Origin of the sequence: Rhodococcus sp. ARC_M6 (assembly GCF_022810305.1) — a bacterium.
Taxonomy (GTDB): Bacteria; Actinomycetota; Actinomycetes; order Mycobacteriales; family Mycobacteriaceae; genus Rhodococcus_F.
This window is the reverse complement of record NZ_JALGQH010000010.1, coordinates 139363-160284: the sequence shown is the minus strand read 5'-3', so window position 1 is coordinate 160284 and position 20922 is coordinate 139363. Positions and strand designations below refer to the sequence as shown.

The 20922-nt window shown below is 59.8% G+C and carries 22 protein-coding genes, 1 tRNA gene, 1 other RNA gene and 1 pseudogene; 12 read left to right on the top strand and 13 right to left on the bottom strand.

What is annotated here, in order from left to right; translation table 11 throughout:
- The 3 genes and pseudogenes from MTX36_RS13735 to MTX36_RS13725 form a co-directional block, all read right to left on the bottom strand.
- Nucleotides 1–111: pseudogene (locus MTX36_RS13735) on the bottom strand (3-keto-5-aminohexanoate cleavage protein); the annotation flags it as partial.
- 49 nt (nt 112–160) lie between these two features.
- On the bottom strand, nt 161–1051 hold the full coding sequence (locus MTX36_RS13730) for a TauD/TfdA family dioxygenase (protein ID WP_243620281.1): 891 nt from the start codon (nt 1049–1051) through the stop codon (nt 161–163).
- Between the two features lie 26 nt (nt 1052–1077).
- Complete coding sequence (locus MTX36_RS13725; RefSeq protein WP_243620280.1) at nt 1078–2049, bottom strand: quinone oxidoreductase; 972 nt, start codon at nt 2047–2049, stop codon at nt 1078–1080.
- A 199-nt stretch (nt 2050–2248) separates the two neighbouring features.
- Here MTX36_RS13725 and MTX36_RS13720 point away from each other — a divergent pair, with 199 nt between their 5' ends.
- The gene (locus MTX36_RS13720) at nt 2249–3250 is read left to right on the top strand and encodes an AraC family transcriptional regulator (RefSeq protein WP_243620279.1); all 1002 of its coding nucleotides are present in this window, start codon (nt 2249–2251) and stop codon (nt 3248–3250) included.
- Nucleotides 3251–3255: 5 nt separating this feature from the next.
- Here the strand turns inward: MTX36_RS13720 and MTX36_RS13715 are convergent, their stop codons facing one another.
- On the bottom strand, nt 3256–4233 hold the full coding sequence (locus MTX36_RS13715; protein ID WP_243620305.1) for a YeiH family protein: 978 nt from the start codon (nt 4231–4233) through the stop codon (nt 3256–3258).
- A 179-nt stretch (nt 4234–4412) separates the two neighbouring features.
- On the opposite strand from MTX36_RS13715, the gene MTX36_RS13710 reads away from it, so the two are divergent.
- Nucleotides 4413–5312 carry a LysR substrate-binding domain-containing protein gene (locus tag MTX36_RS13710; RefSeq protein WP_243620277.1) on the top strand — a complete coding sequence of 300 codons (900 nt, stop codon included), beginning with the start codon at nt 4413–4415 and terminating at the stop codon, nt 5310–5312.
- A 7-nt stretch (nt 5313–5319) separates the two neighbouring features.
- Here the strand turns inward: MTX36_RS13710 and MTX36_RS13705 are convergent, their stop codons facing one another.
- The 4 genes from MTX36_RS13705 to ffs form a co-directional block, all read right to left on the bottom strand.
- Nucleotides 5320–5895, bottom strand: a complete 576-nt coding sequence (locus MTX36_RS13705) for an HhH-GPD-type base excision DNA repair protein (RefSeq protein ID WP_243620275.1) — start codon at nt 5893–5895, stop codon at nt 5320–5322.
- Nucleotides 5896–5912: 17 nt separating this feature from the next.
- Nucleotides 5913–7253, bottom strand: coding sequence for a glycosyltransferase 87 family protein (locus MTX36_RS13700; RefSeq protein WP_243620274.1), 1341 nt, complete (start codon nt 7251–7253; stop codon nt 5913–5915).
- Nucleotides 7254–7350: 97 nt separating this feature from the next.
- Nucleotides 7351–8643 carry an aminotransferase class I/II-fold pyridoxal phosphate-dependent enzyme gene (locus MTX36_RS13695; RefSeq protein ID WP_243620272.1) on the bottom strand — a complete coding sequence of 431 codons (1293 nt, stop codon included), beginning with the start codon at nt 8641–8643 and terminating at the stop codon, nt 7351–7353.
- Between the two features lie 43 nt (nt 8644–8686).
- An RNA gene (gene ffs / locus MTX36_RS13690) (signal recognition particle sRNA small type) lies at nt 8687–8786 on the bottom strand.
- A gap of 124 nt (nt 8787–8910) precedes the next feature.
- Here ffs and MTX36_RS13685 point away from each other — a divergent pair.
- Both MTX36_RS13685 and MTX36_RS13680 read left to right on the top strand, forming a co-directional pair.
- A tRNA-Ser gene (locus MTX36_RS13685) sits at nt 8911–8998 on the top strand.
- A gap of 101 nt (nt 8999–9099) precedes the next feature.
- The gene (locus MTX36_RS13680; RefSeq protein WP_243620270.1) at nt 9100–9516 is read left to right on the top strand and encodes a hypothetical protein; all 417 of its coding nucleotides are present in this window, start codon (nt 9100–9102) and stop codon (nt 9514–9516) included.
- Nucleotides 9517–9600: 84 nt separating this feature from the next.
- Here MTX36_RS13680 and MTX36_RS13675 read toward each other — a convergent pair whose 3' ends face one another.
- On the bottom strand, nt 9601–9906 hold the full coding sequence (locus MTX36_RS13675; RefSeq protein ID WP_243620269.1) for a DUF6191 domain-containing protein: 306 nt from the start codon (nt 9904–9906) through the stop codon (nt 9601–9603).
- A gap of 125 nt (nt 9907–10031) precedes the next feature.
- Between MTX36_RS13675 and MTX36_RS13670 the strand changes: the two genes are divergently transcribed.
- Complete coding sequence (locus MTX36_RS13670) at nt 10032–10706, top strand: response regulator transcription factor (RefSeq protein ID WP_243620267.1); 675 nt, start codon at nt 10032–10034, stop codon at nt 10704–10706.
- 75 nt (nt 10707–10781) lie between these two features.
- Here the strand turns inward: MTX36_RS13670 and MTX36_RS13665 are convergent, their stop codons facing one another.
- Nucleotides 10782–11327: a pentapeptide repeat-containing protein gene (locus MTX36_RS13665; protein WP_243620265.1), complete on the bottom strand. Its 546-nt coding sequence runs from the start codon at nt 11325–11327 to the stop codon at nt 10782–10784.
- Between the two features lie 546 nt (nt 11328–11873).
- Between MTX36_RS13665 and MTX36_RS13660 the strand changes: the two genes are divergently transcribed.
- From MTX36_RS13660 to MTX36_RS13645, 4 genes are all read left to right on the top strand, one after another.
- Nucleotides 11874–12434, top strand: coding sequence for a TIGR03086 family metal-binding protein (locus tag MTX36_RS13660; protein WP_243620264.1), 561 nt, complete (start codon nt 11874–11876; stop codon nt 12432–12434).
- A 50-nt stretch (nt 12435–12484) separates the two neighbouring features.
- Complete coding sequence (locus tag MTX36_RS13655) at nt 12485–13084, top strand: TetR/AcrR family transcriptional regulator (RefSeq protein ID WP_243620261.1); 600 nt, start codon at nt 12485–12487, stop codon at nt 13082–13084.
- 1 nt (nt 13085) lies between these two features.
- Nucleotides 13086–14009 carry a tRNA glutamyl-Q(34) synthetase GluQRS gene (gene gluQRS, locus MTX36_RS13650; protein WP_243620259.1) on the top strand — a complete coding sequence of 308 codons (924 nt, stop codon included), beginning with the start codon at nt 13086–13088 and terminating at the stop codon, nt 14007–14009.
- Between the two features lie 199 nt (nt 14010–14208).
- Nucleotides 14209–14949, top strand: coding sequence for an EAL domain-containing protein (locus tag MTX36_RS13645; protein ID WP_243620257.1), 741 nt, complete (start codon nt 14209–14211; stop codon nt 14947–14949).
- Between the two features lie 10 nt (nt 14950–14959).
- On the opposite strand, the gene MTX36_RS13640 is transcribed toward MTX36_RS13645, so the two are convergent.
- Nucleotides 14960–15523, bottom strand: a complete 564-nt coding sequence (locus tag MTX36_RS13640; protein WP_243620256.1) for a DUF4190 domain-containing protein — start codon at nt 15521–15523, stop codon at nt 14960–14962.
- Nucleotides 15524–15650: 127 nt separating this feature from the next.
- Here MTX36_RS13640 and MTX36_RS13635 point away from each other — a divergent pair, with 127 nt between their 5' ends.
- Together MTX36_RS13635 and MTX36_RS13630 are read left to right on the top strand one after the other, a co-directional pair.
- The gene (locus MTX36_RS13635; RefSeq protein WP_243620255.1) at nt 15651–16658 is read left to right on the top strand and encodes a hypothetical protein; all 1008 of its coding nucleotides are present in this window, start codon (nt 15651–15653) and stop codon (nt 16656–16658) included.
- 123 nt (nt 16659–16781) lie between these two features.
- Nucleotides 16782–17507, top strand: coding sequence for a queuosine precursor transporter (locus tag MTX36_RS13630; protein WP_243620254.1), 726 nt, complete (start codon nt 16782–16784; stop codon nt 17505–17507).
- Here the strand turns inward: MTX36_RS13630 and tgt are convergent.
- A complete protein-coding gene (gene tgt / locus MTX36_RS13625) occupies nt 17498–18787 on the bottom strand; it encodes a tRNA guanosine(34) transglycosylase Tgt (RefSeq protein WP_243620253.1) in 1290 nt (429 codons plus the stop codon). The two genes, MTX36_RS13630 and tgt, sit on opposite strands and share 10 nt — an antisense overlap.
- A gap of 59 nt (nt 18788–18846) precedes the next feature.
- Nucleotides 18847–20187: a UDP-glucose/GDP-mannose dehydrogenase family protein gene (locus MTX36_RS13620; protein WP_243620252.1), complete on the bottom strand. Its 1341-nt coding sequence runs from the start codon at nt 20185–20187 to the stop codon at nt 18847–18849.
- 238 nt (nt 20188–20425) lie between these two features.
- Here MTX36_RS13620 and MTX36_RS13615 point away from each other — a divergent pair, with 238 nt between their 5' ends.
- Nucleotides 20426–20875 (top strand): adenylyltransferase/cytidyltransferase family protein, encoded by a 450-nt coding sequence (locus MTX36_RS13615; RefSeq protein WP_243620251.1) that lies wholly within the window; start codon nt 20426–20428, stop codon nt 20873–20875.
- The last annotated feature ends 47 nt before the right edge of the window (nt 20876–20922 follow it).

Here is a 20922-nt window from a genome sequence, read left to right as displayed (position 1 = left end):
GGGCAGGTCTTCGGCGAAGTCGTCCGGTTCCCATTCAGGGCCGTACGGTGCGACGGTGATGACCAGCTTTTCCTGGGTCTCGGGGAACAGTGCGTCGTCGTGGAAATGCATAACGTGACTCCAATCGGAAAGTATGTGAAATTTCAGTCGGTGTACAAGATCAGAACGGTGCGTCGCCGACTATTCCGGCGCGCTCCATCTTTCGAACTGCCGGCCAATAGTCTTGCACCGCATAGTGTTGCGTCGATCGGTTGTCCCAGATCGCAACGCTGTTCTTGGTCCAACGCCACCGAACTTGATACTCGGGAATCTGCGCCTGACTCGCCAGGTAGTTGAGCAGATTGCTCGCGCCCGGAGCAAAATCGACACCGTATCGAATGTTGTCCGGTGTGTGATAGTTGACAAGGTGCGTCGCAAACGAGTTGACGAAGAGAATCTTCTCGCCGGTCTCGGGATGCGTTCGGACAACAGGATGTTCGGCATCAGGGAAGCGCTGATTGAGCTCGTGGCGCTGCTCGATCGGCATCCGCGCCCCGAAGGTCGACTCGATACTGTGCCGAGCCCTCAGATCCTTGATCTGTTCCTTGACCGCGGCCGGCAGATTCTCGTAAGCCAGAGCCATGTTCACCCAGATGGTGTCACCACCGACGGGAGGTGTTTCCACACAACGGAGTACGCAACCCATGGGTGGGTTCACGCGCCAGGTGGCGTCGCAGTGGTAGGCATTCTCGAAATGCTCCGGAGGGCTGTCGAGATCCTTGTAGATGCGAACCAAACCGGGATGCTCAGGATCGCTACCCAGCGCAGGGTGATCCTCGAGCTCACCGAAACGCTGTGCAAGCTCTACGTGTTCAGCCCGGCTGAAATCCTGATCGCGGAAGAACAGAACCTTGTGTTCGAGCAGCAGAGACCTGATTTCGGCAAACAATGCGTCGTCGCGGGAGACCTCACCGAGGTCTACTCCCGACAACTCGGCACCGATGGAGCAAGTCAGCTTTTGGACGGTGATCGAACTGGCGGTCGTCTTGTTCAGCGTTGCGGTGTTGTTCATGACAAGTCCTCTACAGGCGCTTATTCTCAGACGGAAAAGACGGACGACCCGATGCTGCGGCCGGATTCCATATCGTGGTGCGCGCGCACCGCATCTTCGAGTGCGTAACGCTGATTGATTTCGATCTTGATACGACCAGCTTCGACGTGCGAGAAGAGCTCGGCTGCCAGTTCGGCACGCTCCGCCGGATCCGCGATGTAATCAGCGAGAGCCGGGCGGGTCACGAAGAGAGACCCCTTGACCGCCAACTGCATTGCGTTGATCGGCGGCGTCGGACCGGACGCGGTACCGAAGCACACCATCAGTCCGCGGCGAGCCAGCGAATCAAGCGAAATGTCGAAGGTAGACTGCCCGATGCTGTCGTACACAACCGGCACTCCGACACCGCCGGTGATCTCTCTGACTCGGGCTACGACGTCTTCACGGGTGTAGATGATGACCTCGTCGCAGCCATGGGCGCGAGCAACAGCAGCCTTCTCGTCAGTGGAAACAGTACCGATCACCTTGACTCCCAGCAGTTTTGCCCACTGGGTGAAGATGAGTCCCACACCGCCGGCAGCTGCGTGCAACAGAACGGTGTCACCGGCCTTCAGCGGGTAGATGCGACGCAGGAGGTACGCGGCGGTCAAACCTCGCATGGTCATCGCTGCAGCGGTGTCGAAAGCAATGCCGTCAGGCAGCGCAATCAGATCCGAGGCCGGCATGATGCGTTCGGTGCTGTACGCCCCGAGCGGGCTGCCGGTGTACGTCACTCGGTCCCCCACACTGAAATCGACACCGGAACCGACCGCCTCGATCACACCGGCGCCCTCGACGCCCATTCCTGCTGGTAGCTGCGCTGGGTAGAGGCCACTTCGGAAATAGGTGTCGGCAAAGTTCAGGCCAACGGCCTCGTGCCGAATCCGGACCTCACCGGCACCCGGCTCGCCTACCTCCACGTCTTCCCATTGCATGACAGACGGGGTACCGATTTCATGGAATCGAATGGCGTTCGCCATGATGCTCTCCAATTCTGTGGACATTCTCGACGCCGCGAGCGGTCGAGCTGTATTCGTACGCAACAGGTTCCGGAAATCGTGATCGACTTCGGTATCGCGCCGAACTGATGAGAACCAGATTAGGTGAGATCCGGCTCACATGCTTAACTTGACGAGACACGCAACACGTCATTTTGGGACATCTAGCCGAGGATCCTCCATGAAGCCATTGGCCCGCTATGCATCACTCAACCGCTACGTCGACCTTTGCCACTCGGTAGACATCGATGCCGTAACACTCATGCGGAGTGTCGATCTCACACCCGCCAGCCTGGCAATCCCCGACCAATGGGTGCCCGCAGCGTCGATTGCCACACTCCTCGAACGGTCCGCAGCGGCATCCGGACACGAAGACTTCGGCCTGCTCCTGGCCGAACTCCGCCGACTCTCCAACCTCGGACCACTGAGCCTCGTGATCAGAGAGGAGCCCGACGTCAGAAGCGCGCTGGACGTCCTCATGCGCTATGAGCACACCTACAACGAGGCACTACGAATTCGGCTGGCCGAAGTCAACGGACTCGCCACCCTGCGTATCGAACTGGAAGTCGGAGAGCCTGTCGACTCCCGGCAGACCGTCGAACTCGCCGTTGGAGCAACCTTGCAGATCCTGCGGAGTTTCCTCGGATCGCGCTGGCAACCCGTCAGCGTCGGATTTACGCACAGCGCACCGAAGGACACCAGCACCCACCGAAGAATTCTGGGCAACGCAGTGGAATTTGATCACGAGTTCACCGGAATCGTGTTCTACGCCAGCGATCTCGATGCAGCCAACCAACTGTCCGACGAACTTCTGCGTCCCTACGCCCGACAATTTCTCGACTCACTTCCCGTTGCCACATCCTCTGACACACTGAGTCGCACAAAGGAATTGATCGAAGTTCTACTTCCGACCGGGAGGTGTTCAGCCGAACACGTTGCGCGAAGTCTCGGGTTTGATCGTCGAACGCTGCATCGCCACCTCGCCGAATCCGAGCTGACATTCACCGGGGTTCTCAATTCCGTTCGCAGTGCGCTCGCGGAACGCTTTGTATCGAATCCACGCTATTCACTGACCGAGGTCGCCGTCCACCTCGGGTTCTCCACCCAGGGCAGTTTCTCGCGATGGTTTCGCAATGAGTTCGACGTCAGCCCCAGCGCCTGGCGAAGCGCGCACAAAATGTGAAGGCACTAGCTGACCAGCACAACCCCGACGTAGGCGATGGTCGCCACCCAGACGGTCGACATTGCGGCCAGCACGAACGGACGTACGCCCACCCCCCGAATCACGCTGATTCGCACGCCGAGCCCCAGCCCGAACATTGCAGCAGCCAACAAGGCAGTCTGAACCATCTTGGCATCGGCGAGCAGACCCTCGGGAACAAGGCCCGTCGAGCGAAGCCCCATGAATCCGATGAAGGCCAGGGTGAAGAACGGAACCAGCGGCGGCCGTTTGACATTCGGATTCGAATTGTCGGACAGGGAACGCTGACGAATACTCAGGAATGCCATGACCGGCGCCAACATGAGCACACGCGCGAGCTTGACGATGGTTGCAACACCGAGCGCAGTGGCGCCGAGGGCGCTACCGGCAGCGACAACCTGGGCGACCTCGTGAATCGATCCGCCGGCCCACATGCCGGCACTGATGTCATTCATCCCGAAACTTCTGGCCAACAACGGAATTGTCGGAATCATCAAGGTGCCGAAGATGACAACGAGCGCTACTGCCGTGAGTAACTCTTCTTCTTTTGCGTCGACGACGCCGTCCGCTGCAGCAACTGCAGCAGCACCGCAGATCGAGAAACCGCAGGCAATCAGTATTCGCTGGGTCCACGAGAGTCCCAGAAGCTTTCCGGCATACATAGTTCCGGCGATGCCGAGTACCACGATCGCCACAACTACACCGATCACGCCCCAGCCCAGGTTCAGGATGTCACTGAACATCAACTGCAGGCCGAGCAGTGCGATACCGACGCGCAACAACCTCTTGGACGAGAAGGTCAGTCCGGGTTGAAAATTCGCGGGGAGGGTAACCAGGTTCGCGAGAAGAGCGCCGGCCACGATGGCGATCAGCAACGGACTCACCGTGGAGAAGAAGCTACCGACCGTCAACGCGACCACTGCGCCGACAGCGCACAGCGCCACACCCGGCACCAGTGCCCTCATACCAGCCCAACGGTGGGGTTGCGGCACATCGGCAACGACGGCCTGTTTGTCGGCCACGGTCTTCACATCACGGTTCACCTCTTCAGGGTCCGCCAGACTTCTGCAATGCGGTAGATCAATTCTTGCTATCACGAGATATCAATTCGATATGACTCTACTGCTAGGTATAGCCTGAACGCATGACTCGACGATGGCCGGATCTCAGCACTCTCGAGCTACTCATCGGTATAGATGATCATGGAAGCCTCAGTGCTGCAAGCCGTCTCGCACACATCGCGCAACCTAATGCCAGTCGCGCAGTCAAAGCTCTCGAACGGCAACTCGGCATGCCACTGATCCATCGACGATCCACCGGAGCAACGCTAACGCCGCAAGGGACCGTCATCGTCCACTGGGCTCGCCGCGTCCTGGACAATTCGAGACAACTTCTCGACGTCGCCGAAGGGATGCGGACCGAACGATCAGCAGAACTGACCGTCTGCGCGAGCATGACCGTGGCAGAACATCTGATCCCGGCCTGGCTTGGCAGTTTTCGCGGATTGCACCCTGATGTGACCGTGCATCTTCAGGTCTACAACTCGACTCGCGTCATCGAAGCGATCGATGCCGGAACGTGCGATGTCGGCTTCATCGAATCCCCCACCGCACCAAGGCATCTGCACAGCATTACCGTCGCCCGCGATTCACTCGTGGTTGTCGTTCATCCCGAGCATCCCTGGGCACGCCGACGCAAGCCGCTCACCGCAGCTGAGTTAGCCACCACACCACTACTCGTGCGCGAACCCGGATCCGGCACCAGAACAACACTCGACCTGGCACTTCAAGAGTACGAACGTGCTGCACCCTTGCTTGAACTGGGAAGCTCGGCAGCGATCCGCACCAGCGTGTTGGGAGGCGTCGGGCCGGCGGTACTGAGCACGCTGGCAGTGAACGACCAAGTGAAAACCGGCGAACTACGAGTAGTCGAAGTCGACGGCCTCGTACTCGACCGAACCCTCCGCGCCGTGTGGCGCCCCCCGCGTCAGCTCGAGGGGCCGGCCGGCGACTTGGTGAAGCTTGTCCGGATGCGCAGCGCCTAGCGCCTCGCTACTTCGCTTTTGCTGCGGCCTTCGCCGCCTTCTTGAACTCACGGACCTCGAGCAAGGACTGCTCGTCGACAACATCGGCAATAGAGCGCCGGGAGCCTTCGAGTCCGTAATCCCCCGCCGCCTCACGCCAACCCTTGGGCTGGACGCCGATTTGTTTTCCGAGGAGTGCCAGGAAGATTCGCGCTTTCTGATCTCCGTAGCCGGGCAACGCCTTGAGCCGCTTCAGCACTGTCTTACCGTCCGGGTCACCGGATGTCCAGATCGCCGCGGTATCGCCGTCGTAGTTTTCGACGATGTACTGGCACACAAGTTGAATGCGCTCCCCCATCGACTTGGGGAAACGGTGCACCGCGGGCGTTTGCGCGCAGATCGCAATGAACTCGTCAGTGTCCATGTCGGCGATCCTGTGGATGTCGAGACCGCCCATCCGATCTGCGAGCTTCTTCGGCCCCAGAAATGCTGTCTCCATGGGAACCTGCTGATCAAGGAGCATACCGAGCAACAGCGCCAGCGGATCCGCAGACAGGAGTGCATCGGCCTCGGGATCACCGACAAGATTCAGGTTCAGTGTCATGCATCCGATCTTGCCAGTCAGAGTGCTGTTACTTCAGCTTCCGGAGCCGGCACTGCCCACTTTTTCCAACCGAACACGATCAGAGTGCTCAGTGCAGCGACGGCAAACACCCACAGATAAACGGCGCCCGTCAGGATGCTCAGATAATCCGGGACTGTAAGCATGAACAAACCCATACCGACAAAGCGGTCGGTACCGGGAAAGACCGTCGGATCCCACCAGGTACGCGACCAATTCAGTACCGGCAGCAGAAATACGACCGGTGCAATCCACGCCCAAATCTTCCGCGACGCCATCGCATAGTGGGCCGCCAGGATCACCAGCGGCACGAACCACACCCAATGATGGCCCCAGGAAAAGGGCGACACCACAGTGGCAGTAAGCCCGGTCAGCGTAAGACCGAGCAGCTTCTGCCCCTGCCGATACGCAACCCACGCGGCGCCCAGCCCCAAACACGCGGCCAGCGCACTCAGACCGAGAACCAGCACCTGCGACGGGTCCGGTGTGTGCGTGAGCCGAGCGATCAATCCGGACACCGACTGATTGCTGGGCGCATCCGACCGCCCGACCCGTTCACTCTCGAAAAGCGTGCCAGTCCAGTACGTATAGGCATCGTGGTACATCACGACGAAACCCAGAGCCACGGTTACGGCAAAGGTGACAACCGCTGTCACCAGCGCGCGCCACTGCTTCGTGATGAACAGATACGCCCAGAAGAACGCCGGCGTCAGCTTCACCCCCGCAGCGATTCCGGCACCGATCCCCCGAAGGCGACTCTTCTCGTCCCGGCCCAGATCCCACACGATCAACAGCAACAGGAAGATATTTATCTGCCCCAGCCAGAGCGTCGTACGTACCGGCTCCATGAACAGGAAGATGACCGTGGCCGACACACTCACGGCATACGCCTTGGCGTCGAGACGATAGCCGAGATACTTCCAGCACAACACGACCACAGCGAAAAGGGCCACAACATTGAGGACCGTCCAGACAACGATGGCCTGTTGAAACGTAAGCACCGCCCACACTGTGAACAGCATCCCGGCAAAGGGTGTGTACGTGAACATCATGCCTTTGAAGACTGGACCGTCGTACAACGGAAGCCCCTGGACCACAAAACTTCCGCCGTGGCGGTAGACGTCGAGATCGAGGAAATTGTGGAAAATTCCCCAATAGATTGCATCCATCGGAACGCCGTACAGAACCATCAGCACCGAAGCGATCGCCAGCACCGTGAGGACGGCAAACCCGATCACACCGACCCGCAGTCGACGCCTGCTCTGCTGCGGAACGTCCGACTCTCCCACCGAACTCACTTCGAGCCCAGAACTCTCCGAACCGCTGATTTCGCCCGTCACTACAACCTCCGGGTTTGCATCATCTGTCGGGTACCTGTGAACCAAACGCTACAAGAAATGACCGGAAGTACCGACCGGGCACGCCGTTTTCAGTAGCTCAGTTCTCAGCAAGTCGCGATTCTGTAGCCGCCAGCAGAACACACGTTGCGACACCGTCCATCGCGACCTCGAGGTCCCCGAGCGACGGGAAACTCGGAGCCAGACGAATGTTCCGGTCATCCGGATCCGTGCTGTACGGGAACGCCGAACCGGCTGCTGTGAGCGCGATACCAGCATTTTTGGCGAGTTCGATGACGCGCTTGGCTGTGCCGTCGATGACGTCGAGGCTGATGAAGTAGCCCCCCTTGGGCTCGGTCCACGACGCGATCTTCGACGCACCCAACCGATCCTCGAGGATCTTCAGAACCAACTCGAACTTGGGTGCAAGCAACTCGCGATGCTTCTCCATATGCGCACGAACACCATCCGCATTGCCGAAGAAGCGCAGGTGGCGGAGCTGATTTACCTTGTCCGGGCCGATGCTCTTCTTGCCCAGGAACTTCTGGTACCAAGCAAGGTTCTCGGCCGAACCGCCGAAGAAACTCACGCCTGCGCCGGCAAAAGTGATCTTGGACGTCGACGCGAACACCAACGGCCGGTTGGGATGTCCGGCCTCGGCAGCCATCGAAAGAACGTCATAGGACGGCGCGATCACGCCGAACAGCGGATGTACCGCGTAAGCGTTGTCCCAGTACAGACGGAAATCAGGCGCTGCGGCCGGCATCGATGCCAGAGCGCGCACAATTTCTTCCGAATACACGGCCCCGGTCGGATTGGCGTACACGGGAACAACCCACATGCCCTTGATCTGCGGATCTGCAGCAACCAGCTCGGCGATCTTGACGACGTCCGGGCCGTCGTGGTTCATCGGGATCGAAATCATCTCGATGCCCAACGACTCGGTGATCGCGAAATGGCGGTCGTATCCCGGAGCGGGACAGAGAAACTTGATCTTCTCTTCACGCGACCACGGCTGCGTTGAATCAGGAGTGCCGTGGAGCAGCGAGAACACCACGTTATCGTGCATGATCTCAAGGCTCGCATTGTTGCCGGCAAGGAGATTGGCAACCGGAATGCCGAGCAGTTCACCGAAGATGGCACGCAGTTCCGGCAAGCCCGTCAGGCCACCGTAGTTGCGGCAATCGGTACCGCTTCCGTCACGGAAATCACCGTCGCCTGGCAGCGCCAACAACGCTGTAGAAAGGTCGAGTTGCTCGGGCGAAGGCTTACCGCGAGTCAGATCGAGTGCGAGCTTTTGAGCCTGGAGCTGCGTGTACTTCGCGCTCTGACTCTCATGCTCGGAGGTGAGTTCTTCATGGCTCATCAACCCGATCTGGGTTTGGATAGGCATCCGGAGCGGCCTTTCACCGACGAGGCGGGGTCGGGATATATGAAAAAAATAGAGGACCCCGCGCACCCGGCAGAGCCCGTTGACCCTTGCTGCCTTCCGGCCCTGGGGGAGTTCACAGGATGCGCGCCGCGCGGGATCCAATGAACAGTGTAGACGGCCCGAGGGGTGCCCCGCACACCACCCGCCTTTACCGTCAATTTCGGTGCATCGGCGCAGGTCAGATACCCGTTTAACGCTTATCGTCAACTGTTGGGTATGCTACTCCACGGAGGATTCGCCTAGTGGCCTATGGCGCTCGCCTGGAACGCGGGTTGGGTTAACGCCCTCAGGGGTTCAAATCCCCTATCCTCCGCCAGGGAAGTCCCCGACCAGTTATCTGGTCGGGGACTTTTTCTTTGCCCGCACAATTGCCGGATTACCAGAACACACACGTTTACCAGCGCTTACTGTCGCCACATGCCTTCATCGAAGCTTCACCGACTAGGTGCGTTCGGCGCGGGCCTCGCCCTCAGCGCGCTGATCGATGTCGCAGTAAAGCGTTCCGTGACTCGACATCGGACCACAGCGTATGCAGCGGGATTGTCGACTGCCGCAATCGTCTATCCCGCCGCACGAGCCGGTCGACGAACCGAGCCCGATATCGCCGCCCGCGAATGGGCGGCAGTAGCCGCATCCGCAGCGTTCCTGGGCAGCGCCTTGGCCTTACCGCCGACGACTGCCCGTTTCGTGGTCGCAGCCGGATGGGCGGCGCACCCTCTGTTCGACATCCTCCACGAACGCGGAACAACATCGCGCCTGCCAGATTGCTATCCCGCGATGTGCGCGGGCTACGACGTCGGAGTTGCGGCACTCCTGGCGACTTGTCCGAAGTAGACACGATGACAGGCGCACTGACGCGCCCATCTCTTTGCAGCCAGTCGGCAAATTCCAGTGCGCAACAAGCTTTTCACGCCGACATCAACGGGTTCGCAAGACCACGGTATTCGTATCGGTGTCGACAGCAACCCACGCTGGTTCGCCTTCGGCGTCGTCCTCGCGATGCATCAACGCACTCTGCCGTTGCTCGAATTCATGATGCTTGGAGCCTTGGAACAGTGCCGCCACTTCCTCGAATCCGGCCGCCGATACCGGCCGCGAAGTACGCCCCCGCGTCCACGGCAACGCCCTGCCCCCGGTTAGCCGATTCCACAATGTTTCCGCACAAGCGAACAGGATCAGCAGTACCAACAACCCCGGAAGGGTCAGCGCAAAGACACTGCCCATCCAGCAAGTTTAGCGACCACTACGCACAATGCACCCGAAGTGGCCAGAGCGTCGGTGGTCTGGAACACTCACAGTGGGGATTTTTCAGGTTGCTGCCCTCAGCACCGACGGGGGGACAGCACACGATGAGCATGATTCTCGCGGCTACAGCTCAGCCGGACACAACCCACACTTTCGGCGTCGAACTCGCGTTCTTCGGCCATACGGTCCATTTGTTCGGATCAGGTCGTCACAGTCTCAACGCCCTTGGCACCGATAGCTTCGATGTCGCCGTACTCGACCTGTCACTCCCCGATATCGACGGCTTCGAAGTTGCGCGCCAAATTCGGCTTCGCAGTGAAATTCCGATCATCATGGTCGTCGAATCATCAGAGGACATCGAGGATGCGCCCACTCGGGTGGCGTCTGATTTTGCGGTGAGTCCGGTCAGCGCACGGGATCTCGATTTTCGTGTCACCTCACTGCTGCGGACGACGCCGGCGCCGCGCACGGACAAACGCGAACGCCACGGCGAACTACAGATCGACCGACGCGCCATGACCGCGTCTGTCGGCGGTCGCCAATTAGATTTGACCCGAACAGAATTGCGCGTGCTTCTCGAAATGTCGGGACGCCCGGGCCATGTCTACTCCCGGGATCAGCTTCTCGCGAAGGTCTGGGGCGAATCGACCTCCGCCAAGACCCGAGCCGTCGACGCCAATATTCAGAGCCTGCGGGCAAAGATCGAATCTGACTCTGCCCGAACACATTACATCAAAACGGTGCGCGGATTCGGCTACCGCTTCGGCCCAGTCGACTGAGCACCGCTCTGCAGGACACCGTCGAAGCCCCGCATCCTGGGCGATATTCTCGCCCAGGATGCGGGGCTCGCTTCGCTAGTGATCGAACCAATGCGAGGGAGCGGAAACACTTGCCGGCAAACGTGTTTTTCCATCACCCCGAGCTGCGTTGATCTGAGGCTGAGTGACGTACAACGCGGCTGAGAGATCCGCGCCCTCCAACCGTGCATCACGCAGATCCGCACCGAGTAGGTCTACCGCAGCGAGATCACTTTCCCTCAAATCCGCGGCGATCAGGCAGGCGCCGCGCAGGTCCGCCCCACACAATCTGCGTGCCCGCAGGTCAGCCCCGGCAAGATCCGCTGCCGGCGTGAAGCTCGGGTCCAGATGGCCCGCTTCAGCGAAGTAGGAAGCCCGAACTTCCTCACTGACCTCCATCAGAACCGTTCTGACCGCGCCGTGCAGTGCACCGATGTCTACCGAGAACAGTTCGGCGAGACTGCCGTGAGTCAGTGCGGCAATTGCTGATTCGAGTTCACGAGCTTCGTGTACAGCCTCCGGAGCGTAGGCGCGTTCGCAGGCCTCGGCCAGATACCACAGCATCTCGTGCAACTGCTTCACGATCTTGAAAGCCGCGAACATGTCCGGCTGTGTATCCGGCCTCTCGCGCCAGCTGACACCCGAGAACAATCGCTGCGATACCGCCTGCCCCGCGCCGAAGCAATCGAAGACGGTACACCCGCGAAAACCGCGGGGACGGAGTCCTTCATGGACAGTGCAGGAGAACGTCGACGCAAGATGACGACAGGGCGAGCCGGCCGGCTTGTCTTCGGCAAAGTCTACCGATCGTGAAAATCCGAAGGCAGTGCAGCACAAAGCGAAACAACTTCCACAGTCGGCGCGCAGATCCTCGCGACGCAGCGATGACGGCATGGACGTAGATGTAGACGAGATGATCAAGTGAGCTCCCAGTAGCGATGTGTGTGCAGGACAGGAGGCGGGAACCCGATATCGGATTCCCTCTCGGGGCACACGGAATCACCACCGCGCGTAGGCGCGGCGCACGATCACTACGGAAGGTCCGGATCACAGACAAGTTTTGATAAGCACTGCCGACAAACTAGCAGCCCGGAAAATGCCTCGAAGAAAACAATCCCGATTCGCGCCAGATCCGGAAGAATCAGCTCCATGACTTCCACCGATATCTCCCCCGCCCAGCGCTACCGAAATCTGGCCGCCAATTTCACCCAGAAGATCACCGCGGTGCCCGAGCAGAACTGGGACAACAAGTCTCCGTGCGACGGCTGGACTGCACGGGATGTACTGCGACACGTGATCGACAGTGAACGCGACATGGTCAAGGTCGTCGGCCTCGAACTGGCGTCGGGGCCGTCCGTCGACGAAGATCCTGCCGCTGCGTGGGCTGCAGTGCGCGATTCGATGCAGGCCATTCTCGACGACCCGGCCAAGGCGAACCTCGAGTACGACGGACACTTCGGCCGAACCAATCTCGGAGCTACCGTCGAAGGCTTCCTGTGTTTCGATCTGGTCGTTCACGGATGGGATCTCGCCGTCGCAACCGGTACCGACACGTCGATTCCGGACGACGATGTGGAATGGGCGTCGCAGATCGCTACAAACCTCGGCGATTCGATCCGAATGGACGGCGTCTGCGGCCCCGAGATGCCAGTTTCCGACGACGCGGACAAAGCAACCCGACTTATGGCCTACCTCGGCCGTACCGCCTGAAAAACACCCCTGACATGCAGGTTGTTTCAATACGCCTGTAATCTCCAGGCATGCGCGAAGGTCGAAAATCAGCTACGAACCCGGATTTGCTGGCCGCGGCGCTTTTTGACGTTGCCGCCGAATCAGGGCTCGAAAATGCCAGCGTCCGAGAGGTCGCGAAGCGCGCAGAGGTGTCGATCGGGGCTGTCCAACATCACTTCTCGACCAAAGAACAGATGTTGACATTCGCGTTACGCACCCTGACCGAGCGAATGCTGAATCGTCTCACTGAATCTGCGCCAGGCGCCTCGCCGCACGTCGCACTGTTCCACGCTTTGTCACAGCTACTCCCCCTGGACGAGCAGCGCACCCGCGAAGCTCACGTCCTGGCCGCATTTGCCGTGCGGGCAGCGACCAGTGCACCGTTGGCAGAAATTCGGCGAACCGCACTGTTCACCGTCCGCACCGGCATTTCTGCCGTTCTGATCCAGGTTGCCCTGCCCGAAGCCGAAACGCGCGCGGCGCTTCTCCTTGCGACGGTCAACGGATTGGCACTCGACGCGATCGGCAATCCCGACCTGTATCCCGCGCACTATCTCGAGTACGCCCTCGAAAGTCAGATCCGCCTCACCCTTCACGACGCCGAGGTGTCGACCGGATTGGCGAGCTGACGTGGTGGGAGCCGGACGTTTTGCACCGAGCCCTTCCGGTGATCTGCATCTGGGGAACCTGCGCACCGCCCTCCTGGCCTGGCTGTTTGCCCGCACCACCGGTCGCGATTTCCTCATTCGTGTCGAAGATCTGGATCGAGTCCGGCCCGGTGCCATGGACCGTCAACTCAACGACCTCCGTGCGCTCGGCCTGGGGTGGGACGGAGAAGTCGTCAAACAATCAGATCGGCTGCCGCTGTATGCGGAAGCCATCGAGACACTGAACGGGCGGGGGCTCACGTACCCCTGCTTCTGCACTCGCAAGGAAATCCTGCAAGCGCCGTCCGCGCCTCACGCTCCCGATGGGGCGTATCCGGGAACGTGCCGGAATCTCTCGGTCTCCGAGCAAGCCGAAAAACTCGCGACCGGTCGAAACCCAGCCCTTCGGTTACGGTCCCACACCGATTCGTTCACGGTCACCGACACGCTGCGGGGCAACGTCACCAGCGCAGTTGACGACGTCGTCCTGCTCCGCGGCGACGGCGTGCCCGCATACAATCTTGCCGTCGTCGTCGACGACGGCGCCCAGCACATCGACCAAGTTGTACGTGGAGACGACCTGCTGAGTTCCGCCCCACGCCAGGCGTACTTGGCGACGCTCCTCGGAATCACGCCACCGGTTTACGCTCACGTCCCTCTCGCACTGAACACCGACGGCAAGCGCCTGGCAAAGCGGGACGGCGCGGTCACTCTCTCCGATCAGCGCGCGCTCGGCCGCGGTTCCGACGAGGTGCTGACAATGATTGCGTCGAGCATCGGATTGGCCGAACCCGGGGAACGAGTCACACCAATGCACTTAGCCGAACGGTTCGATACACAAAAGATTCCGCACGAACCGTGGATCGTGGCGACCGACGATCATGCAGACCCATCGGAATTGCCGTAACTGATAGAAATGGCAGCTAATCATTGGCAATTTTCGTTTAGTGAAGTACCTTCGACATAGGTGAAGGCAAACAGGACATGTCGTCCTGAGCAGGTTACAACCGAGGGCCACACCCTCGAATGACCACGCACCCGCTGGGGGGCAACCGTACTGAACTGCAGTGCGGCAGGAGCGGGAACAGGACGAAAAGGAAATCCGTATGGTTCGCGAGCTTCGCGAGGCACTCGACGACCATCAATTCGAGGTTTTGTACCAACCCCAAGTAAGCCTGAAATCTTCGGTTATCACCGGTTACGAAGCGCTCCTCCGGTGGAGACATCCACTCCGAGGATTGATCGAACCACAAGATTTCATGAAATCTGCCGAAATGTCCGGTTTGATTATTCCGATCGGATTACAGGCACTCGACCTCATCTGCGAACAAATCGCAGACTGGGACGATCACTTGAATATCGCCGTCAACTTTTCACCTCGGCAACTATCCACAAAGAATGCGGCGCGCGAAATACTCAATTCCCTGCATAAGTCTGATACACCTCACGACAAATTCGTCGTAGAAGTCACCGAACTCGGCGTCGTCGGCCAAGATGCTGCCGCCACTCTGCACACTCTCCACGACGAAGGCATTCGCATTGCGCTCGACGATTTCGGAGCTGGATTCGCCTCATTTGCGGCACTGTCCGAGCTGCCGATCGACATTCTCAAAATCGACCAGACCCTGACATGGGCACTCAGCGAATCGAAGCACCCCCGCGAGCGAGCGTTCATCGTCCTGGAAGCCATCGCCGAAATCGCCGAAAAACTGGGGATGGAATCCATCGCCGAGGGCGTCGAAACCGCTGATCAAGCTGATGCCGTGGTTCGTGCTGGATACGACATCGGGCAGGGCTACTACTTCGGGAAACCACTACCGACCGACGCACACATGACAGCAATGTAGGACTCGGCGCCTAAGTGGAATTGAGCGCTACAGCAAAGAGTACGAACAACACCCAAAAGATAATCACGGCGACACCGATACTGATGCCTGCGATCGCCATTCCACGCCCCTCCTGACCAGTGCGCTTTATCTGCCCGAGTGCAACAACACCCAAGATAATCCCGATGACAGCGCCGAGCCCGTAAAAGCACCCTCCCGCGAGTGATGTCACCAGCGATGCAATCGCAAGCCCATTGGTTCCCACCGGCGGCGCGTAGCCTCCGCCATATTGACCGAAAGCGCCGTATTGCATCGGCTGCTGATAGGGCACTGGTTGTTGGTACTGGACCGGCTGTTGATACTGAGCCGGCTGTTGATACTGAGCCGGATGACCTGATGTCGGGGTATACGTCGGCGGCGGATAGCCCGGATACTGCTCCGTGGCAGATGTAAAGCCCGGAATCTCCCAATATGACTGCGTTACTTCCGACGAATGTCCGACACTGTCTGTCGGAAGACTCGGAACCTCGCCGTATCCAGGTTTTGCCAGGTAATCATCTGGAAAATTCTCGCCGTTGCCCCCGGAACTCGTCATGAACGCAGCCTAAACCACCGGCGACATCCGGTGCCTGGCGAGCAAATGCCGTCCACATCTGCGCGCTACAACAGTAGGGTCATATCTACTGTCAAACTCGAGCGAGCTTTCACGATGAGGGGAAACGATGACGACCGGCGGGTACGACCCCAACAAAAATCCAGACGAGGGAAAGCAACCACCACAAGATCCCTACAGTCGGCCTCAAACACCGCCGCCTGGTAGCTACCCGCCGCCGGTAACGCCCCCTCCCGGTGGCGGATTTCAGCCGCCCGCGGGCCCGCCGCCCGGAAACTACCCGCCCCCGGGTGGAAACTACCCACCTCCTCCGGGCAACTACCCGCCTCCGGGTGGAAACTATCCGCCTCCGGGTGGCAATTACCCGCCGCCGGGTGGAAACCCTCCCCCTCCGGGCAACTACCCCCCGCCTGGTGGATACCCGCCACCGCCCCAGGGCAGTAACTTTCCGCCGCCGCCGGCGAACGACTACGGCGCAGGGTTCGGTGGACCTCAGCTTTCTGTCGGTGCTGCACTGACTTACGGCTGGGAGCGGTTCAAGAACAATGCTCTGGTTTGGATCGGAGTGACACTGGCTGCAGTCGTCATCAGTGGCCTTATCCAACTCGTCTTCGGTAGCGCTTCGAGTCCTGGCGAAATTTCGGTTCTCGCCCTCATCGGCAGTCTCGTTTCGGCAATCGTCGGCTTTCTCATCCAGGCGGCCTTCATTCGTGGAGCCTTGCACGAGATCGACGGCAACAAACCCGCATTCGGCTCGTTCATCCAGATCACGAATGTCGGAGCAATCGTTCTCGCCAGCGTGATCATCAGTATCGCGTCGGGAATCGGCCTGGTCCTGTGCATCATCCCTGGCCTGATCGTCATCTTCCTGACGTACTACACGCTCACATTTGTGATCGATCAGAATCAGGATGCAATCAGCGGCATCAAGTCCAGTTTTGCCCTCACATCCAAGAACGTGGGGCCACTACTCCTTCTCGCACTGACTCTGATCGGCATCAACATCGTCGGAACGATCCTGTTGCTCGTTGGATTGCTCGTGACGTTACCCATCTCGTTGATCGCTTCTACCTACGCGTACCGCGTCCTCACCGGCCGGTTCGTCGCTGCCATCTGATCCGTTCTACACACCGAAGGCCCGGCAGTTTCCCCGTGAAACTGCCGGGCCTTCGGTGTGTTCTCGACAACTGGACGGTCGCCAACTCGCTTCCGAGCGCCCGGAGGTGCTTGGATTGCTGACGTGACAGCTCAGGATCAGCAAGACGAAACAGCTCAAGAGACCAAGTTTGCGCACGTCAGTACGGGTTACTACCCGACGATTGTCGCCCTCTTCACCGCGACACTACTGATCTCGAATGTGGCCGCGACCAAAGGCGTTGCATTCTTCTCGGACTCCGAGTTCTCATTGGGGCCGATTCAGCTTCTCCCGATCATCACCGACGGCGGGTTCTTCCTCTTCCCGCTCGCGTACGTACTCGGCGACGTCCTCAGTGAGGTCTACGGCTTCAAAGCCACCCGACGCGCGATCTATCTCGGCTTCGGGGCGCTCATGCTTGCGGCTGCGTGCTTCTGGCTCGCCGTTCAGTTGCCGTCGGCCGCCTTCTACGAAAATCAGGAATCCCTGGAAACCGTCGTCGGCGTTATCCCCAGGCTCCTGGTCGCCGGATTGGCCGCCTACCTCGTCGGGCAGCTCCTGAACTCGCTCGTTCTGGTCATGATGAAGAAGCGCATGCAGGAAAAGCACCTGTGGGCGCGTTTGATCGGCTCGACGGTTGTCGGAGAATTCGCCGACACCCTCATCTTCTGTTCCATCGCGGCCGGCGTGATCGGCATCAGCACCTGGGAAGACTTCATCAACTACGTGCTGGTCGGCTTCCTCTGGAAGACACTCGTCGAGGTTCTGGTCATGCCGATCACGTACCGCGTCATCGCGTATGTGAAGAAGCGCGAACCGACCTACAGCTGAGCCGCCTGGATCTTCTTGGCATAAAACTTTCCGAGCATGTCGGCCTTGAAGTCGTGGAAATATCCACCTTCGATGCTGGCACGGATGTCGTCGACCAACTTCACGGTGAAACGCTCGTTGTGAATGGTGCAGAGCGTCGAAGCGAGCATTTCCTTCGCCTTGAACAGGTGATGGATGTAAGCGCGGGTGTAGTTGGCGCAGGTGTAGCAGTCGCACTCGTCGTCGATCGGTGTGAAATCGCGGCGGAAGCGACTGGTGTTGATGTTGAATCTGCCGGAGCGCACGTAGATCGCGGCGTTGCGCGCCACTCGTGACGGGTTGACGCAGTCGAAAGTGTCCGCGCCGTTCTCGATGGCAACAAAGAAGTCGTCGGGCTCACTGATGCCGAGCATGTGGCGGGGCTTGTGCTCGGGCAGTTCCTCATTGCACCAGCGAACGATGGTGCCGAGGTTCTGCTTCTCGAGGGCGCCGCCAATGCCGTAACCGTCGAATCCGTAGCCGTTCTCGCCCTCGATGGACTCGAGGCCACGGCACGCTTGGCGACGCAGATCCTCGTACTGCGCGCCCTGGACCACACCGAACAGCGCCTGGTACGGCTTGTCGGCACGCTCAGCGGTGAGCTTTTCATGTTCGTTGATGCAGCGGATCGCCCACGCTTGCGTGCGCTCGACAGACCGCTCCTGATAACCACGAGTGTTGAGCAGGGTGGTGAGCTCGTCGAACGCGAACATGATGTCTGCACCCAACTGATGCTGAATCTGCATCGACACCTCAGGCGTGAAGCGATGCTTGCTGCCGTCGAGGTGCGATTTGAAGGTGACACCCTCGTCGTCGACAGTGGCGAGGCGTTCCTTGCCCTTGGCGATGACGTCGTCGGACTGCACTCCGACGGACTCCATCGCGAGCACCTTCTTGAACCCGACGCCCAGCGACATGACCTGGAATCCACCACTGTCGGTGAAGGTGGGTCCGTCCCAGTTCATGAACTTGCCCAGACCGCCGGCTTCGTCGACGATGTCGGCGCCAGGCTGCAGGTACAGGTGATAGGCGTTGGCGAGCACCGATTGTGTGCCGAGATCCTTGATGGATTCCGGCAGCACGGCCTTGACCGTCGCCTTGGTTCCGACCACCACGAACGACGGCGTCGCGATGTCACCATGCGGCGTGTGGATGGTGCCGGTCCGACCCAGACGGTCTTCGAGGCGGGTCCCGATCGTGAAGATAGATTCGGGGCGCTTCGACGGAGACGCATCGGGCTGGGGCTGTACTGCAGAATTCACGGCACAATCCTGTCACAGCTACGCGAGCATCTTGATAGTCCCTGGTCACGATCCTGCAATCAGCAGGAAGCGTTATCTGCGGACTGACGTCGGCCAACTCCTGTCCACGTCAGGCCTGCACGCGCCATGACGTCCGCATCCAACAGATTTCGAGTGTCGATCACGCTCGGAGCACGCATCAGGCCGGCGATCCTCGACCAATCGAGGGTGCGGAACTCCGGCCACTCGGTCAGTACGACGGCAGCATCGACTTCGGAGAGGGCGGCATACACGTCAGCGGCCAGTTCGATGCCCACCAAATCCGGGTGTGACGTCGATGCGGGGATCGCTGGATCGTATCCGACCAGCTCAGCGCCGGCCTGCCTCAGCAACGCAGCGATCATGAGCGCCGGGGAATCACGAAGATCGTTGGTACCCGCCTTGAACGTCAGACCGAGCAATGCCACGCGCGTACGGTTCAGGGAGCCGGTCCGGCTGCCGGTGATCGCCAGGCGAATCTTGTCCACCATCCGCTGACGCTGACGCGTATTGGTGTCGATCGACGCCCGCATGAGACGGAACTCGAAATCGGCGGCATCAGCCACCTGAAGCAGCGCCTGGGTGTCCTTCGGGAGGCACGACCCGCCCCATCCCGGGCCCGGATCGAGGAACTCACGCCCGATCCTGCGGTCGTAGCTCATGCCTTCGGTCACATCCAGAATGTCTGCGCCCAATCGTTCACACAGTTCAGCGACAGCATTGACGTACGACAACTTCATCGCCAAAAAACCATTGGCCGCATACTTCACCAATTCGGCGCTGGCCGAGTCGGTGAGCACCGTCGGGGCCCCCAACTTGGAATACAGTGCCGCGACGCGTTCTGCGGCGTCTTGCGCCGAGCTGCCGACAACGATCCGGTCGGGGTTGAGGAAGTCGCGAACCGCAGTACCTTCTCGCAGGAACTCCGGATTACTGGTGACCGCCACATCGGGGCGACCTAGCAACTCCGCGGTTCGAATAGCCGTCCCGACCGGGACAGTGGACTTGTTCACGATCACACAACCAGCCGGCAGCGCGTCGCGGACCTCGTCCAGCACCGCTTCGACGGCTCGCAGATCCGCTACGCCACCGACCCCCATCGGAGTGGGGACACAGAGGAACACCACCTCGACACCAGCGGTGTGCTGTGCGACGGCGACAGCCGCACCGACGGTGAACGACAGACGTCCGGCAGCGAGGCCTTCTGCCACCAGATCCGACAGACCGGGCTCGAGGATGTCCACCGTCCCGTCCCGCAGGCGCCGGATCTTTTCCTCGTCGACATCGGCACAAATCACGTGATGTCCGAGCGACGCCAGGCACGCGCCCGTCGTAAGTCCTACATACCCTGTCCCGACGACAGCAATCCGTCGCGCAAACACTCAGACTCCCCCTGAAATTGACTAGCTTCCAAACCGGACATAAGTTGCGAGATAATTGCTAGATGCGAAATTATCTACGGCCATTCTCTACTATGTACCAAAATAAGCTACATTTGCCCAGGCAACTCGCATACAGGCTGCAGTTTCCAGCAACATTACAGTGACCATGACAGTGAAGTTGGTTAACCATGAGACAGCGACCGGCTGGAACCTCCAGCAAACCTCACGCAGGGAGCAGATGGTGACCCGTCGTATCGGTTACGCGCCCGGTGTGTACGACATGTTCCACATCGGGCATCTCAACATCCTCAAGCACGCGGCAAGCCAATGTGACTACCTGATCGCAGGCGTCGTCTCCGACGAGATGGCGTTCCTGGCCAAGGGCCGCAATCCTGTAATTCCCCTCTCCGAGCGGATCGAGATCGTCGCAAGCATCGACTACGTCGACGAGGCCATCGCCGAAACCGAGCCACACAAGATCGACACCTGGCGCAATGTGGGGTTCGATGCGATCTTCAAGGGAGACGATTGGCGAGGAACGCCGAAGGGCCTCGAACTGGAGCGGGAATTCGCGGCCGTCGGCGTCGAGGTGGTCTATTTTCCCTACACCCTCGACACATCAAGCACGTTGCTCCGCGCAGCCCTCGAGATGTCCGTCAGTTCGCGTCACCCGAGCACCAAAATATGAGGAAACCGCAACGGATTTCCAGGTTCGCGCCTTCGTCTCGCTTGGTC

Coding starts and splice junctions, on each gene's coding strand:
- MTX36_RS13670 (WP_243620267.1), top strand. CDS start 10,032: ATGAGCATGATTCTCGCGGCTACAGCTCAGCCGGACACAACCCACACT.
- MTX36_RS13710 (WP_243620277.1), top strand. CDS start 4,413: ATGACTCGACGATGGCCGGATCTCAGCACTCTCGAGCTACTCATCGGT.
- MTX36_RS13615 (WP_243620251.1), top strand. CDS start 20,426: ATGGTGACCCGTCGTATCGGTTACGCGCCCGGTGTGTACGACATGTTC.
- MTX36_RS13635 (WP_243620255.1), top strand. CDS start 15,651: ATGACGACCGGCGGGTACGACCCCAACAAAAATCCAGACGAGGGAAAG.
- MTX36_RS13705 (WP_243620275.1), bottom strand. CDS start 5,895: ATGACACTGAACCTGAATCTTGTCGGTGATCCCGAGGCCGATGCACTC.
- MTX36_RS13715 (WP_243620305.1), bottom strand. CDS start 4,233: ATGAGGGCACTGGTGCCGGGTGTGGCGCTGTGCGCTGTCGGCGCAGTG.
- MTX36_RS13660 (WP_243620264.1), top strand. CDS start 11,874: ATGACTTCCACCGATATCTCCCCCGCCCAGCGCTACCGAAATCTGGCC.
- MTX36_RS13725 (WP_243620280.1), bottom strand. CDS start 2,049: ATGGCGAACGCCATTCGATTCCATGAAATCGGTACCCCGTCTGTCATG.
- MTX36_RS13640 (WP_243620256.1), bottom strand. CDS start 15,523: ATGACGAGTTCCGGGGGCAACGGCGAGAATTTTCCAGATGATTACCTG.
- MTX36_RS13730 (WP_243620281.1), bottom strand. CDS start 1,051: ATGAACAACACCGCAACGCTGAACAAGACGACCGCCAGTTCGATCACC.
- MTX36_RS13655 (WP_243620261.1), top strand. CDS start 12,485: ATGCGCGAAGGTCGAAAATCAGCTACGAACCCGGATTTGCTGGCCGCG.
- MTX36_RS13645 (WP_243620257.1), top strand. CDS start 14,209: ATGGTTCGCGAGCTTCGCGAGGCACTCGACGACCATCAATTCGAGGTT.
- MTX36_RS13680 (WP_243620270.1), top strand. CDS start 9,100: ATGCCTTCATCGAAGCTTCACCGACTAGGTGCGTTCGGCGCGGGCCTC.
- MTX36_RS13695 (WP_243620272.1), bottom strand. CDS start 8,643: ATGCCTATCCAAACCCAGATCGGGTTGATGAGCCATGAAGAACTCACC.
- MTX36_RS13665 (WP_243620265.1), bottom strand. CDS start 11,327: ATGTTCGCGGCTTTCAAGATCGTGAAGCAGTTGCACGAGATGCTGTGG.
- MTX36_RS13675 (WP_243620269.1), bottom strand. CDS start 9,906: ATGGGCAGTGTCTTTGCGCTGACCCTTCCGGGGTTGTTGGTACTGCTG.
- MTX36_RS13720 (WP_243620279.1), top strand. CDS start 2,249: ATGAAGCCATTGGCCCGCTATGCATCACTCAACCGCTACGTCGACCTT.